The sequence below is a fragment of the Centipeda artemidis DSM 19719 genome (genome assembly GCF_000426665.1).
GTDB classification, from domain to species: Bacteria; Bacillota; Negativicutes; order Selenomonadales; family Selenomonadaceae; genus Centipeda; species Centipeda artemidis.
On record NZ_AUFU01000001.1, the window covers coordinates 357,196 to 372,776 of the forward strand.

The following is a 15,581-nucleotide window of genomic DNA, read 5'->3' on the forward strand; positions in this document are numbered from 1 at the left end:
TTTTCCCTAGAAGTTGCCAATCAATCTGAGCCACGCATCATGTCGGTCAACGAGACCTGCAAGGCTAAGGAAGTCGTGCAGCTTGTAGCGCAGTTCGAGTTCCCCTGTGCCGCTCTCCGTAAAGTGCTCATAGCGGAGCAGCCAGCGCGGATGGAACGCATACAGCCCCGCGACAGAGAGTTCCCCCCCGCGCAGGTCATAGCGCAGTTCTCCCGTTAAATGCGGCAGGAGTGTGCGCGCATAGCCGATCCGCCCGTCAAAGCGAACATCCTCCGGAGCAACATCCGCCTCCACATAGAGTTCCTCGCGGGCACTGAGCATCTGTCCTGCGTGCAGACGCACGTTCAGATTGCGCCGTGCGTGGTCGTTCCCCTGCGCCGAACGCCCAATATCAAGCCACCCGGTAAGGCGCAGGCGATAACGCGTCGTATCCGTGCGGCACATAACGCTCATGCGCTCGCCCGGCGTGATCTCAACATGCGAAACCAGATGCAGCCGTCGAAAGTCACTCCCGCTGTCAATCACACCGGAAAGCTGCCGCTCAAAATCCGTGCGATGCTGCTCGATAAAGGCAACCGGCACACCGACCATGCGGTTGACCTCCGCCTCCAGGACAGAGCGCCGCGTGAGCAGCGTTACGTTCGGTATGGTGTCGGAGCGCATCGAAAGATCGACCGTCCGCACAACGGGCAGCCGCGGATAAACCGTCAGATGCACATGTGCCGTCCGATCCACATCGATATCATAATCCGCACGAAACGACGGCAGGTGTTCTTCCATATAATCTGTCAATCGGCGCTTTAACGCGCCTGACGCCCAGTCCGTCGCCGCAACAGGCAGGCCAATGAGCGCATCGGAAAAGACCTGCTCCGCGCCGGTCAAATCCTCTCGCACGAGCGCCTCCACCGCGGGAGGCATTCCCTCCACCTCTGCCGTGACCGTGACCGACGTAATCGTGTCCGCCCACGGGGCAAGCGTGATCTCAACAACAGCGGATACATCCGGTCGGACATGCACTCCGGTGACGGTATAGCCGACGAGCAGGCGGTCAAAGACCGCACCGATGATTTGCTCCTCCTCTGCAGGAGCAATCTCAGAGATCCGCCGTCCTTCCATGCGTTCCGCCGCGATTGCCGCGACCGTGCGCTCCATGCGCGCACGTACGAGCAGTGGGATAGGCTGCGCTCCCGTCACAACTGCCGTCGCCCCATCCACCCGCAGCTCTCCCGCAAAGACGGGCGATGCGCAGAAGAGAACGAGCAGGCATACGAATGCACGCCCCCACCCCGGAAGTACCGCCGGGGGATGCCCCCCGCGCATTAGAACGTGCCGCCGACGCGGAAGTGTACGCGTCCGCCCTGCGAGCCGCGCCCATAGTCAAGGCGCAGCGGACCGATCGGCGTATTGAGCCCGAGCCCGATGCCGACGCTGCCGTGCATATTGGACGGCTTAAAGCCGCTGTCCCACGCACCGCCAAAATCAGTGAAGAGTGCGCCCGTCACCTTCGAGACGATCGGGAAGCGGTATTCAATCGAGGCAAGCGCCATGCGGTCGCCGCGGAACTGATCCTCACGGTAGCCGCGGATCGTATCCTGTCCGCCGACACGGTACTGGTTGTACTCCGAGATCGACCCGCTGCCGATGCCGTACTGTCCCCGCACAGCAAAGACCTGCGCATGTCCCGCCTTGAAATAATGCGTGTCGCTGATCGTGTATTTCCGGAAGCTGAAGTCACCGCCAAAACCTGCAAACTCCGCCGAGATCGAGGTACGTGCGCCCATCGTAGGCTCATAGACATTGTCGCGCGTATCCGTCACATGTTCGAGCGTAATGCTGCGCGTCGTTCCAAAGTTCTTCTTGCGCCAAACCATATCGCCGCTGCGATCGCCCGCATTGCCCGTCTCCGTATGTTTGACATATTCGTCCTTACGGTTGCGCAGGGTGATAAAGTTGGTCGAATACTCGCTCATCGGACGGCTGAGCGTGAACTCTCCGCCCGCATACTTGCGCATGAACGACTCCTTGTGATTGCCGTTCGCATCATAGTCGTCATATTCGTAGGTGCGGTTGTAGAGACGCAGGGTCCCCGCAGTCTCCTTTTTATCGAGCCACGGACGGCGGTACATGAACGTATAGCCCCGTGCATCCGTATCGTCGCCGCTCATCTCGTAGCTGATGCTGATGGTATCGCCCACGCCGCGGAAGTTCGTGTCGCTGATGCTGATCATACCGACCATGCCGTCCTGACTCGAGTACCCTGCACCAATACCGAACGATCCCGTGCGCTTCTCCTTAACGTCAATCTCCATGATGACCGCATTCGGCTCAATACCGGGGTTCATCTTAACGTTGACATCCTCGAAATAGCCCAGATTGTAGACGCGCTGCATACTGCGGCGCGCCATGTTCGCATTGAACGGCTCGCCCGGCTTTTGGCGCATCTCACGCAGGATCACACGATCCTTTGTCTTTTTATTCCCCTTGACCTTGTACCCCTCAAGATTGCCCTCGCTGATTTTAATGGTGAGCGTGCCGTCCTGTGCGATGTTGAGATCCGTGATTTTTGCGAGAATATAACCGTCTGCGCGGTATTTCTCCTGAATCGCCTGCACGTTTTCCTGTAATGTGCGCGAGTTCAGCAGCTCCCCCTGCTTCACCGTGATAAGCCCCATCAGGGTCTCCGTAGACTCGGCGGTATTGCCCTCAATCTTCACTTCCTTGAGCAGCGGGTTCTCGAGGACATAGTAGGTGAGCACAATCCCTTCCGGCACGGATTCAAATACGGGATAGAGGTCGTAAAAATAGCCCGTAGCATAGATCGCATCGCGGTCTTTCGTCAGTCCCTCCTCCGTCACTGTATCTCCAACGTGCAGTGTCAATGCGCCGCGTGCCGCCGACTCGGTCGCCTCGGCTGCACCCTTGAAGTTGATCTCCACAATGGTTTTTCCAACAACGGACATCATGCTGGTCTCGATCGCTTCCTCAGCGGGGCGCTTCTCCGCCCATGCCGCTGCACGCCCATCCGTTGATACAACGGCGGTATCGTCGGTGGTCAGTGGCTCAGCTTGTGCGGGGGCAGTCTCGGCCGACGCGGGCGCAGGCGTTCCTGCCATCTCTGCGGCGGCGCTTGCCGCACCTGCGTCCTGTGTCTCCTCTGCCGCAAATCCATGCGGGAGTCCGGATGCGGACACACCAAGTCCAAGAGCTACGGCACATGCAAGTCTTTGATATCTTTTACTGTTCAAAGGGAAACCTCCTACTCGGCTATTCTCTTAAAATCTTACCGCCGACCTGCATCAGACGCTGCATGTCGCGGGTGGGAATCGTCTCATGGGAACCTGTCCGCGGCGCCGGCGCCTGCGTCTCTTGCGGCTGCGCGGCGTTTGGTACACGCTCCTCCTGCGGTGCGGAGGGGGCTGCCGCCGTTTGCGCTGCGCCCTCGGTTTCTGCGGCGGTATGTGCCGCCTGTTCCGTCTGCACAGGTACCGTCACAGGTGCACGTGTCTCAATGCGCTGCTCCTGCGGCGGAGCAGCGGGTGGGGTCGGTACTGCCTGCGCCCGCTCTGCGGGCGGTGCTTCGCTCCACGACACCACCGCCCATACGGCCGCTGCCGCAAGGGGCGGAACGAGCCACCGCAGGACGCGGCGCACTCGTTTTCTGCGCGCTGCGGCGAGACGGGAGAGCTCCGCATGCGCGAGCATGACCTTCAGATCACCTGCGAGATCGTCCTCACCCGCAATGGCATCCGCCGCACCCGAGAGCCAGTCACGGGCAGCACAGATAGACTTCTGCCGTTCTTGGCGATCCACATCCATCGCCGCACCTCCTTTTGCACAGATATTTTAGATTATACTACAAGCAGGGTAATAGATTCAAGTCTTACCAGTACTGCATAAACCGCGAGAGCATTCCGCGTATGCGGCGAATGCCGCTCTGCTGCAGCCGATAGATATGCGCGGGGGTCACATCGAGCATCTGCGCCATCGTCTGCGCCCCGGTTCCGCCGATGGTAACGCCCTCCAAGACGCGGCGCTCCTGCAGCGGCAGACGTGCCATCGCATCACCAAGCACACCGACGAGCGCATGATGCTCTGCAAGTTCGGGGACGGAGGGCTGCACGGCGGCGATCAGTTCCTTTGCCGTCTCATGCATTTCATCCGATGCCTCGAGACAGGGGAGATCCACCGTTCCCTCACGCCGCAGGAAATCCAGAATGCATCCCCGCACCCGGTGTACCGCATAGAGGCTGAAGGCAACACCGCGCGCCGGGTCATAGCGCTCGACCGCCTCAATGAGACCGATGGTTCCCTCCTGTACCGCATCCATGACGGCAGGCAGTGCACGATACGGCATCACCTCCCGAAAGACGAGCGGCTGATATGCCTCGATGATGCGCCGCCGCGCCCCCTCGTCTCCCTTCTCCTTATAGGCGCGCCAGAGCGCACGCTCCTCGTCGGGGCGCAGTTTCTTGACGGCAGAGAGTTTTTTCACATAATCTGCAAACATGGTCTCACCTCTTTTCCTGAAGCATATTCTAGAACCGAATCCGCGCCTCTACGCCGAGCAGATGCTTCCCGCTTTCGTCACGATCGTAGGATATGCCGAATTTATCATTGAAATCATACTGGATGCCATAGCGATGCTTATCGGCCGCGCCGCCAAGTCCCTGTACATAGCGGACAAGCACGCGGTCGCCAAGATATTTCCCTATCTCGATGTTATACTCGTCCTCATGTTTTTTGATCGCCTCATCATCCTTGGTTTCAAACAACGCACCGCTGCCGCTCGAAATGCGGAGCACATCGAGCCGGAGGAAGTTCTTCACCGTATCCTCCACCTCTGAAAGGATGCTCATCTGAAGCCCGATCGACAACAGATCTGCCGCCGTGATGCCGCTCTCTCCATTGTTATAGGCACTGCGCAATGTGAGCATCCGAATAATCTCCTCTTCGGACATCTCCGGCGATGACCCCAACTTGAAATCCATATGATCGAGCGGTCCGTGTGCAGAGAGGTATACCCGCGTGCGGGAGAGCTGCGCCTGCGCATAGAAATCGATCTCCGGGAGGAACGACTCCATCTGATTAAACGTCGCCGTACCCTCGCGAATCTTGAACACTGTGCGCAGATAGCTGACCGTATCGCCGCGTCGCACACTGATCTGTCCCGTCGTGCGCGGATGCCGGGTCGTCCCGCCAAAATGCACATGCCCCGAGGGATGCATATCGTAGAGATTTGGACTAAAGAAATGCACATGGCGATCGACCGAAAGATCCACATCCAGGATGATATTCGGCAGCGTATCTTCCGTATCCGGAAGTGATGGAATGGAGATGAGCGCGCGGTCAATATCGATCGTGCCCGAAATCTTCGGCAGCGTCTCTCCCCAATAGGTATCCTCCGTGAGATGCAGCGTCCCGGTAAAAGGCCCGTCGTAGAACGATGTTTTGAGCTCAAGCGCGTTCATGACAAGTGTGAAATCGTAGGCAGTCGGACGGACGCCGCTCAGCTTTGTTTGTCCCGTCAGCATATAGCCGCCCGATCCCATCCGTCCCGTGCAGGTGCGCACGGCAAGGGAATCCCCGAGTGCATCAATCTGCACCTGCATTTCTGTTATAGGAATTTCTACGCCCTTAATTTTAACGGCACCGCCCGCAACGCGCAGAGAACCTTCAATGCGCGGTGCCGCGAGCGATCCCTGCACATGCAGGCCGCCCTCCGTCTTTCCGAGCGCCCATTCCACACTATTAGAGAACACAGGCAGCAGCGAGAGATCGGCGTTGTCGAGCGACAGCGTGAGATCGATCTGCTCGTAGGAGCTGAGCGTTTCGCCGCGCTCCGCCGTCAGGGCGCGCACGGGCAGTTTTCCATGGGCACTTGCCGTATAGGCAACACCGTCGATCGTTTTTTTCACCGTAAGGCTGCTGAGTTCAATGACGGAGCCGCGCAGCTGTGCCGCTCCCGTCAGCTCGTCAAAGGCGGAACCGCGAATGCCGCCGTTCACTGCCGTGAGATTCATATCCACCTCGGGACTCTGCGTATTGCCCCCGATATGCACTGTGGCCGACGCCGTTCCCGTCACCTCGTCGGGGATGCCTGCGAGACCGGTGAACATGCCAAGCGCAATATCCGACGCTGTGATGTTCACGTTCGACGTGCCGTAAAAATCAGCCGTTCCCGCAGCGGAGAACGTTCCGCTTCCCTGTTTCCCCGCGAGCGTCTTGATCGTCAATACATGGTTGACATATGAAATATCCACTGCGACGTCGGTCACGGGATAGCCCGCGACCGTCCCCTCTGAAATTGTCCCCGTCAGCACGGCGGACGGGTTGTCCCGGGTTCCGCCAAAGGATGCACGGCTGGTAATTTTACCCGCGATGCGATCCTCTTTTTGATCTGCAAGCGCGAGGAGTGCTCCCACATCAAAGTTTTCCATATCCATCGTCCCGTGCAGGGCTTCCGTCTGCGTATCGTAACGCAGATTTGCCGTCACACTGCCGGACTCGCCCTGACGGAATCCGGTATGATCCATCTCGACGATACCGTTTTCATAATGAACGATGCTCCGAATCTCCGTCAGCTCGGTGCCGTTCATCACGATGCGGTCCGCTTTGAGATCTCCGCGGAAAATGGGATGAGAGATAGAGCCCACAATCTTGCCGTCAAACGTGCCGTGTCCCTCCACCTCATAGGGGAGTTTGTGCTGGAACCGTTTCATATCAAGATCACGCACCTCGGCATCAAGGTCAAGAATCCCTTGTGACGTAACGGTTCCGTTCAGCACCATATCGACCATCGGTGAGAAGATATGGAACACCTGCAGACGAATGATGCCGTTCTCCATGAAATAGTCGCCGTCCATCCCTGAGAGGAGGACACCGCCGTAGCTGCCGCGGTAGAAATGCACATAGCCGACGGCATGGGGGTTATCGAGGGTTCCTGTGAATTTGATGATATTATCGATATTGCCCGTAATCGGCTGATCCGGTGCCACAAGAGCCGCGACATCCTCCATGCGCGCACCGATGGTGTCGATTTGCAGATCAATATTGCGTGCGCCTGTAAAACCGACCGTACCGTTCACAAGCCAGACCACGCGCCCATTTCGTTCCATTGAAAAATCATGGATACCAACCCCGGAGAGAGAGCCCTCTGCGCGAAAGATTAAGCTGTCAAACGGCTGATACATCAATGTGCCGCGCGTTGCCGACACCTGCAGTGTGACCTGAGGGTCATGGATATCGCCGCGCACCGTCCCGCTGAAATCCGAGAATCCGGAACAATTGATGCGGTCGTCAAGTCGATTCAGCAAAGAGAGATCGACGTGACCGCCGTAAAAGCGCAGATCAAGCGCAGAACCGCCTATAATCTGCCCCTCGATGCCAAGATCCGTATCATTCGGCAGATTGAGACTGAGGAAATCGATCGTGATGTCCCCGCCCTGCATCGCAAAGGATGCGCTCGCACGTTCCACAGGAATATTGCGGTACATGCCGTTCATCACGTTGGCACTGCCGGATAGGGACAGCGCCGTCCGATCCGTGCCGTGCCCGACAATACCGAGATCGGCATCAAGAGCTCCCTCAATGCCGACTGGCAGAGCAGCATCGACGTCCACAGAGAGCCGCGCGAGCTGCACGCCCTTCGTCGTCAGATGCGCGATATAAGAAAGGTCGGATGTATCAAGCCTTCCCTCGCCCGCAATCGTGCCGCCAAATGCCGATGCCGAGAGGTCATGAAACGAAAGGACGCCGGCGTCATAGGAGACATCCGCCGATGCATCCGTAAACGGAACGCCGTAAGCGGTTCCCTGCGCCGCTGTGAGTTTGCCTGCGGCCGCAAAATCGCTCACGGTTCCGGTCAGCCGAACATCCGCCGTAACATCGCCTTCGTACGGCGCATTTTTGAGAATTTTCCCCACGGCAAAATCCTGTGCCCGCACATTGAGATCGAGATACGGCTCTTCCGTGTCAAAGCGGATCGTTCCGTCGATGCGCGCAGTTTCCCCCTCTGCCTCCGCTGTCGCCGCGATGTAGAATTCTCGCTCGTTAAAGTGCAGTGCTGCGCTCCGGAGCGTTGTTTCCGTCCCATAGAGCAGCGCCGTCCCTTCCAGCCCGTCCGCGCGTCCATCTAACGCAAGTACGCCGTCCGTGCGCGTCATCAGCCCCTCAATGTGAGAAGCACGGAGCGTGTGAATTGTGATTTCTGCAGGAAGTGTTCCCTGCGGGAGCAGATCAAGTACGGGCAGGAGATCCGCACCATCTGCCGTACAGAGGAGCTTCTGCGTCCCCCCTGCCGTCTCTCCCCGCACCCGCAGTATTATGCCTGAGAGATCCCCGGCGAGATCCCATGCAGCTTCACCGCGATCAATATCTACCGTCCCCGTAATGCCGGTTGCCGACGCCGCACGACCGTCGGCCGTGATGTCCGCCTCCGCATCCGCAACGCGGATGCGCCCCGTGAAGGTACTCGGCTCCGTCGTTTCCGGAACCAAATCGGCATAATTCCACGACCCATCCGCACGCTGCACAATATGCGCATGTGCCCCTATAAGACGAATCTCGTCAACAGATGCTTCGGGCGACGAAAGCAACGAAAGCAGGCGCAGCGTCACCCGCGCCTCATCGGCGCGCAGGACAGCCTCCGCCTGCTTATCGTAAATCACAATATCGTCAATCGACACCTCATGCAGCGAGAGAATCCGCACCGCACCGATGTGCACGTCCGTTCCGAGCGTCTGCGCCGCGAGACTCTCCGCCATCGCGCCGATCTGCGTCATGAACGCCTGCGCGCGCAGGATGTGGATGCCGGCTGCCGCGCAGACAAGGATTGCGGCGAGTATCGCAATCCCGACATACGCTTTCCGTCTCATAGGTCTCCTCTGCGGGGAGCATCATTCGCTCCTATTATTTGCTCATGCTCTTATCATAGGCGTCGTGCGCTGCATTTACATGCTGTACTGCCTGCGCTGCTGACGCAGATGTAGGAACGCCGGGCGTCTCACGTACGGTATCCCCCTTCGGGGTCTCAAAGAGCGCGTCATCATGCAGCCGCGCCGCCTCACGTGCTCCTTTGGCACGCTTGCCTTCTTCCTCCGCCGCGCGGTACTGCATGGCATCAAGATCGACGGGAACGCCCATCGCACTATCGAGGGTCGCCTTTCCCGTATTGTAGGAATAGAGCGCCGTATAGTAGTTCATGCGCGCCGTCGTCAAATCGTCCGATGCACGCATGACCTCAAGGTTCGTCCCTACGCCTGCATTATAGCGTACACGTGCAATTTTATAATTTTCCTCTGCCTGCGCAACTGCTGTCTCCGTCGTCGCGATGTTCTGCTCCGCTGCACGCAGATTCAAATATGCCGTACGTATATCGAGACGAACCTGCTCCTCTGTCGCGGCACGCGCCTCTTCCGCCTTGCGCAGCGACGCCTTTGCAGAACGTACCTGCGCTGCGGTCACGCCGTTGTCGAAGAGGTTCCACGACAGACTCAGCCCCGCAGCCCACTGATTACTGCTCGTATGATCGTCCTTAAAGGCATTCTCGCCCGCAATTGAGCGTGTCGCCGCTGCACTGACCGTCGGATGATAGCCCGCCTCTGCCGCACGTACGCTCGCCTCTGCCTGTTTTACCGCATAATGTGCTGCCGCTGCATCCGCACGGTAGAGAAGTCCGTAGTCCGTGCAGTCTTCAAGTGCGAGATCGTATTTCGTATAGCGCAGCTCATCATCAATTTGCAGTTCCGTATCCGTCGGCAGACCGATGACATTGTTGAGGGTCGCAACCGCCACCTGATAGTTGTTCTGTGCCGTCGTGAGCGCCTGCTTTGCATTTGCAAGATCGACCTCGGAGGCAAGCACATCGGCGCGCGCGACCGTGCCGACGCGCAGCTGCGCGTTGACGTCCGAGAGATGCGTCGTCATTGTCGCCACAGCGTCCTCACGCACCTTCACGAGATTGCGCGCCTGCAGGATGTTGAAATAATCCGTCGTCGCCGTCAGGCGAATCGACTGTTTCGTCTGCTCGAGTGTAAGATCTGCAGAGTTCAGTCCGTAACGTGCCGCTTTCCGCTGTGCATTCAGTGTCGCATTATAGACGGGCATCGAGACCGTACCCGTATTGCCGTAGTTATAATCATATTTAATGCCGGTCAATCGCGCCTGCTCATACGCCTCGCCGCCGATACGGTTCGCCGTCGACTCCCATGTGAGCGTCGGTCCCATCGACCGATTCGCCTTCGAGAGCGCCCAGCGTGCACTATCGACATCCGTCAGTGATTCTTTGATAGTACGATTATTATTGAGAGCCATCTGCACGCTGTCGGAGAGGCTCACCTTGACCGTCTCCGCCGAAACCGTCCCGGTAAAAAGACCAATCGCCGCAGTCAGTGCGAGTGCCCGTGCAAGACGCTTCGCAAATTTTTCCCCTTTGTCCAAAAATCTTTCCTCCTCGTGCATAAGCAGGATGCACCCGAGCGGCAGGCTGCTCCAAAAATATGTCAATATGATAAAATCTATTGACAGGCTATCTCATTGTATCAGTTGACGCATTTTTTTTCAATTAAATTATGGATTAACCGCCAAAATATCGCATTCCATGCCGTCATTGACCAAATGCCCTAAAATATTTTATAATGTTCATAGATTTTTGAACAAGGCTGTGCCAAAAAGGAGGCTCTCATGTACGAACATATCAAGCTCGCCGTCGAGGACGGTGTCGCAACGATCACCATTGACCGCCAAAAGGCAAACAACGCCCTCAACACGCAGATGTTCCGCGACTTCATTGCGACCGTCGAACACTGTGATGCGAACAACGCAGTCAAAATCATCATCGTCACAGGCGCGGGCAAGAATTTCTCCGCCGGCGGCGACATCAACGAGATGGCGACGTTCGAGTTCATCAGCTACGAGCTATCCATGCTCACGGGCGAGGCATCGCTCGCGCTCAAGAAATGCTCGAAGCCCGTCATCGCCATGATCAACGGCGCGGCGGCAGGCGGCGGCTGCGGCATCGCCCTCGGCGCGGACTTCCGCATCATGACCGAGTCGAGCTACCTCCTCACCGCGTTCTCGAACGTCGCGCTCCCGGGCGACACGGGCTGCATCTACCACCTCCATCAGATCGTCGGCCTCGCAAAGACCGCGGAACTCATGGCATTCAGCGCCCCCGTCTACGGCGAGGAGGCGCTCTACCTCGGACTCGCCACGCGTCTCGCGGCTGAAGGGTCGCTCCTTGAGGAGACGCAGACTTTCGCAGAAAAACTCCTGCGCCGCCCTCTCGGCGCGATCGCCATGCAGAAGCAGCTCTACTATGAAATCTTCTACCGGGAATACATGAACTACAGCCGCCTCGAGGCGGAAAATCTCGCCAAGGCGGGCGCATCCGCCGACCATCGCGAAGCAGTCACAGCCTTCCTCGAAGGACGCAAACCGAAGTTCAATCAAGGATGAGTTGATTCCGTATATAGAAAGGGGCTGCAACGAAATAGTGTTTTTACACAATTTCGTTGCAGCTTCTTTTTCTATATGACGTAAGAAACACAATATGTAGTGTATTTACCAAATACTAAACGCAACAAAACAGGTATCTGAATGTGATACCTGTTTTGTTGTGGGCATTTCGTTACAGCCCCTTTTGATTTCAAATTGTTTTTGAGGTGTTTCCCGGCGTCAGACGCCTACCCGTTTCTTCCTCCCTCGAAATGCAGCGGCTCGAGTTCCCACAGGACGCCCGAAATCTGCTCCATATCGACGTCGGAGAAGATCCGCATCGTTGGGCGGATGTTCTTCTCAGGGAAGAGCGCGATCGTCGCCGCCTCCTCACCGTGCTGGAAGAACACCTCCACCGCGCCGCGATCGACATACATCCGCAGGGAGAGCGTCTGCTCGGCATAGAGCTTGAATTTCCGCTCGCCGCGCCCGCCGCGCTTCATGCCCGTGCGGTCGATGCGCATGACCTGAGCGAGACGATCGTACCGCAGCACGAGTTTTTCAAGACCAAAGAGCAGCTCCACCGAGACGCTGTACGCATCGCCGAGCGTCAGATCCAAAAGGATTTCCGTCAGATCGTAGAGCGTTGTGCTGAACTCGCTCTCCCCCGCCGCCTCCAGCGCGCGCTCCGTCTCGCGGTGGCGCAGCGCCTTTAGCTCGCGCACAGGTTCGGAGAAGATATGCCCCTGCCGCAGCGTCAGGACACGCGGCAGCGTGAGACTGTGCATCCAGCCTTCCTCGCGCGAAGGGTAGTCCGCCTCGCGGTCGGGCATTCCCATCCAGCCGATGAGGATGTGCCGCCCCTCATGCGTCATGACCTGCGGCGCGTAGAAATCAAATCCGTGATCAAGCTCCTTGAACCGCCCGTGCATCAGCATCTCCATCGCATCGATCGACGCGTGCCCCGCGATGTAGCCCGCCTGATAGATATTTTGCCGGTCATAATCGCGCGCGGGTACGCCCTGCGGGCAGAACACGAGCACATCATAGTCGCCGAATGAGAGCAGGTTCGGACATTCCCACATATAACCGAAGTCCTTCAGCTGCGTCTTGAGCTCGCCGAGGCACTCCCATCCATAGGGCTGCTCCCGGTAGATGAGCACACAGCCGCGCTCATCCGTTGTCTGCGCGCCAATGACGAGATGCCGCGTTCCCTCCCGGTCAAAGAGATAGGGATCGCGAAAATGCGCCGTAAATCCTGCGGGCGGCCCTTTGATGATGATCTCTTCCTTTTGAACCGCCCCCCGCACGAATGTACCGAACCGCTGTGCAGAACTGCGGACGCCCGCCTCGTCCTTTGCGTTGCAGGTATAGAGGACGCGCAGCCGCCCGTCCTCCACAGTGCCGCAGCCGGAATAACATCCGTCCTTATCATGCGCGTCGCTCGGCCAGAGCGCGAGCGTCGGCATCGTGTAGGTACAGAAATCACGTGTAGACGTATGTGCCCACGACTTATTTTTATGCGCGCAGCCAAAGGGATTCCACTGATAGAAAATATGGTACGCGCCGTCATGATACACGAGCCCGTTCGGGTCGTTGATGAGACCGAACGGCATCTCGATATGCAGACGGTTGTGCAGATGATGCACCGGCGGGAATCCCGCCGCGATCCGCGCATCGATCTCCACTTTGTCAAAATGCTCCACTGCACTCACTCCTCGGGGCGGAAGAATGTGAAGGTCAGACCGAACGCGACGGCAAAGCCAACCGCGTTGACGAGAATGTACTCAACGAGATGATCCATATAGAGCAGCGTGCCGGGCAGCACCGTGATGCCCATGCCCGTCCCGGCGAGGTGCAGGAAGCCCGCCACAGCGCCCGCGCACGCACCGCCCGCGAGGCCGTAGAGGAACGGCTTCATGAACCGCAGATTGATGCCAAAGATCGCAGGCTCCGTGATTCCGAGGAACGCCGGCACCGCCGAGGAGATGTAAAGCGCACGCTTTTTCGCGTCGTGCGTGCGCGCAGCCACCGCGACCGCCGCGCCGCCCTGCGCCACGATCGCGCCCGTGATGATGGCGTTGAACGGATCCACGCCCGTCGTCGCGAGGAGCTGTACCTCGAGCGCGTTGAACACATGATGCACGCCAAAGACGACGATCACTTGATGCACACCGCCGACGATAAAGCCGCCGATGCCGTACGGCAGTTCAAGGAACGCGCGCACCGCGCCGAAGATCCCGATCTCGAGCGTGTGCATGATGGGACCGATCACGAGCAGACCGAGCAGCATCGAGACGAGCAGCGTCAGGAACGGCGTGACGATGAGATCGATGATGTCCGGCACAAAGGTCTTGAACCACTTTTGCAGACGTGCCGCAAAGATGCCGAGCACAAGTGCGGGGAGCACCGAGCCTTGGTAGCCGACCACGGGGATCGGAATGCCGAAGAGCTCCATGCTGAGCGGTACGGCGTCGCCCGATGCAATTGCGTAGGCGTTCGGGAGCTGCGGTGCAACGAGCATCAGCCCGAGCACGATGCCGATGACCGGCGTCCCGCCGAATCGATTCATCGTCGACCAGCAGACGAGCGCGGGGAGGAATGCAAACGCCGTATCCGTGAGGATCTGGCTCATACGCAGGAGATTCTCGTTCATCTCGATGCCGAGACTCTGCACCATCCCGCGCAGTCCCATGAAAAGGCCTGTCGCAACAAGCACCGGAATGACCGGAACAAAGACATCGCCGAGCGTGCGCGAAATCTTTTGCAGCGGCGTCATCTGATCGTACGCCTCCTGCTTACCGTTTGACGCGCCCGCGAGATTCGTCCCCGCGACGAACGCCTCGTATACCTTATCGACAAAGCCCGTGCCGAGGATGATCTGATACTGCGCGGCGGCAAAGAACTGCCCCTTCACCCCGTCGATATTCTCGATCGCCTTCTCGTCGATGATCGATTTATCATTTACAATGAGGCGCAGACGCGTCGCGCAGTGCTCCGCAGAGCGCACATTGCCCACACCGCCGACGTATTTCCAAATGAGCTTTGCGACGCGCTCCTCCTTCGGCAGATTAGGGTCGATGTTGGTCTCCGCTGCTGCCATGACGGATGCCCGTTCCGCAGAGCCTGCCGGCTCTTCCGCAGCGTCATCGCCGCCCGAGGAAATCTCCGCTCCGTCCAGCGTGAGCGTGATCTTCCCATAGTCCGCCGCATTCGTCACGAGGACGGGCGTCGTTGTCTCGTAGCCCGCCGCCTTGATGCCCGCAGGATCGAACTCGAGCAGGAGCTGTCCGCGCTTTACCGTATCGCCCTGTGCGACATGCGCCGTAAAATGCTCTCCCGCAAGCTTCACGGTATCCACGCCGACGTGGATCAAGAGATCCATCCCGTCTGAAGAATGAATCCCGATGGCGTGCTTCGTATCGAAGAGCACCGTCACCTCGCCGTCCACCGGCGAAACGACGCGCCCCTCGGGATCGGCAATCGCAGCGCCGCGCCCCATCGCACCGCTCGCAAATGCCGGATCCGATACCTCCGAAAGAGGAATGAGCCGCCCGCGCAGCGGGCTGTCAATACGAACGTCCTGCATATCAAATCCCCCCTATAAAATTTTTCCTTGAAATCCCCCGGATAATTTATGATTCCTTCTATTGAAGTCAAGTGTACTAAGTTCCCTTTCACTTGTCAATAAAGGCGCAGTGAAAGAATTTACAAGGAGAAACCGTTGTGGTACAATGAGATTCATATGAATTTCGGGTCATCATTCAGGGAGGTCATACGAATGAGCGTAAAATACGAAATCACATCCACCGCCATCGGCAAGCTGGCGCGTAAATTCCTTGAAACGAACAACAGCGTGATCCTGCTCGACGACGGCACGCATCCCAACCTCGCCGAGATGGTGGTCGAGCATACCCCGGGTGAGCTGAAAGAGGATATTTCCGTCGGTGACACGCTCACCGTTGGAAAGCAAAAATACAAGGTCACACGGGTCGGCGAGAACGCCAACGATACCATCCGCGAGAACGGACACTGCACACTGCTCTTTAACACAACCGGCTCGATGCCCGGGCAGATCGAAGTCGAGGGCGGCAGCGTCCCCTCGCTCATGCAGGGACTCACCTTTTCTTTTGCAGGAAAATAATCGC

Annotated in this window: 10 protein-coding genes; 2 read left to right on the forward strand and 8 right to left on the reverse strand. The window is 58.1% G+C overall.

The features are described 5' to 3' along the window. Positions 1–6: 6 nt before the first annotated feature. The 6 genes from K341_RS0101720 to K341_RS0101745 all read right to left on the reverse strand — a co-directional run bounded on the left by K341_RS0101720 (position 7) and on the right by K341_RS0101745 (position 10,437). The gene (locus K341_RS0101720; RefSeq protein WP_026761665.1) at positions 7–1,320 is read right to left on the reverse strand and encodes a hypothetical protein; all 1,314 of its coding nucleotides are present in this window, start codon (positions 1,318–1,320) and stop codon (positions 7–9) included. Next, positions 1,320–3,245, reverse strand: coding sequence for a BamA/OMP85 family outer membrane protein (locus tag K341_RS0101725; RefSeq protein WP_026761666.1), 1,926 nt, complete (start codon positions 3,243–3,245; stop codon positions 1,320–1,322). Before K341_RS0101725 ends, K341_RS0101720 begins: the two co-directional genes overlap by 1 nt. Positions 3,246–3,264: 19 nt before the next feature. Then, positions 3,265–3,816 carry a hypothetical protein gene (locus K341_RS0101730; protein WP_026761667.1) on the reverse strand — a complete coding sequence of 184 codons (552 nt, stop codon included), beginning with the start codon at positions 3,814–3,816 and terminating at the stop codon, positions 3,265–3,267. A gap of 64 nt (positions 3,817–3,880) precedes the next feature. Next, positions 3,881–4,507, reverse strand: a complete 627-nt coding sequence (locus K341_RS0101735) for a sigma-70 family RNA polymerase sigma factor (protein WP_026761668.1) — start codon at positions 4,505–4,507, stop codon at positions 3,881–3,883. A gap of 28 nt (positions 4,508–4,535) precedes the next feature. Further along, positions 4,536–8,873: a translocation/assembly module TamB domain-containing protein gene (locus K341_RS0101740; RefSeq protein ID WP_026761669.1), complete on the reverse strand. Its 4,338-nt coding sequence runs from the start codon at positions 8,871–8,873 to the stop codon at positions 4,536–4,538. A gap of 34 nt (positions 8,874–8,907) precedes the next feature. Continuing rightward, positions 8,908–10,437 carry a TolC family protein gene (locus tag K341_RS0101745; RefSeq protein WP_026761670.1) on the reverse strand — a complete coding sequence of 510 codons (1,530 nt, stop codon included), beginning with the start codon at positions 10,435–10,437 and terminating at the stop codon, positions 8,908–8,910. Positions 10,438–10,680: 243 nt separating this feature from the next. Here K341_RS0101745 and K341_RS0101750 point away from each other — a divergent pair, with 243 nt between their 5' ends. Beyond that, positions 10,681–11,454 (forward strand): enoyl-CoA hydratase/isomerase family protein, encoded by a 774-nt coding sequence (locus tag K341_RS0101750; protein ID WP_026761671.1) that lies wholly within the window; start codon positions 10,681–10,683, stop codon positions 11,452–11,454. 227 nt (positions 11,455–11,681) lie between these two features. Here the strand turns inward: K341_RS0101750 and K341_RS0101755 are convergent, their stop codons facing one another. After that, positions 11,682–13,139: a sucrose-6-phosphate hydrolase gene (locus tag K341_RS0101755; RefSeq protein WP_026761672.1), complete on the reverse strand. Its 1,458-nt coding sequence runs from the start codon at positions 13,137–13,139 to the stop codon at positions 11,682–11,684. 5 nt (positions 13,140–13,144) lie between these two features. After that, entirely contained in the window at positions 13,145–15,022 is a 1,878-nt protein-coding gene (locus tag K341_RS0101760) for a glucose PTS transporter subunit IIA (RefSeq protein WP_026761673.1), read from the reverse strand. A 192-nt stretch (positions 15,023–15,214) separates the two neighbouring features. Between K341_RS0101760 and K341_RS0101765 the strand changes: the two genes are divergently transcribed. Beyond that, on the forward strand, positions 15,215–15,577 hold the full coding sequence (locus K341_RS0101765; RefSeq protein ID WP_026761674.1) for a PTS glucitol/sorbitol transporter subunit IIA: 363 nt from the start codon (positions 15,215–15,217) through the stop codon (positions 15,575–15,577). The last annotated feature ends 4 nt before the right edge of the window (positions 15,578–15,581 follow it).

What these genes read in the sequence shown, in the direction of transcription:
- K341_RS0101720 (WP_026761665.1), bottom strand. Translation starts at nt 1,320, where the DNA reads ATGCGCGGGGGGCATCCCCCGGCGGTACTTCCGGGGTGGGGGCGTGCA.
- K341_RS0101730 (WP_026761667.1), bottom strand. Translation starts at nt 3,816, where the DNA reads ATGGATGTGGATCGCCAAGAACGGCAGAAGTCTATCTGTGCTGCCCGT.
- K341_RS0101735 (WP_026761668.1), bottom strand. Translation starts at nt 4,507, where the DNA reads ATGTTTGCAGATTATGTGAAAAAACTCTCTGCCGTCAAGAAACTGCGC.
- K341_RS0101740 (WP_026761669.1), bottom strand. Translation starts at nt 8,873, where the DNA reads ATGAGACGGAAAGCGTATGTCGGGATTGCGATACTCGCCGCAATCCTT.
- K341_RS0101750 (WP_026761671.1), top strand. Translation starts at nt 10,681, where the DNA reads ATGTACGAACATATCAAGCTCGCCGTCGAGGACGGTGTCGCAACGATC.
- K341_RS0101760 (WP_026761673.1), bottom strand. Translation starts at nt 15,022, where the DNA reads ATGCAGGACGTTCGTATTGACAGCCCGCTGCGCGGGCGGCTCATTCCT.
- K341_RS0101765 (WP_026761674.1), top strand. Translation starts at nt 15,215, where the DNA reads ATGAGCGTAAAATACGAAATCACATCCACCGCCATCGGCAAGCTGGCG.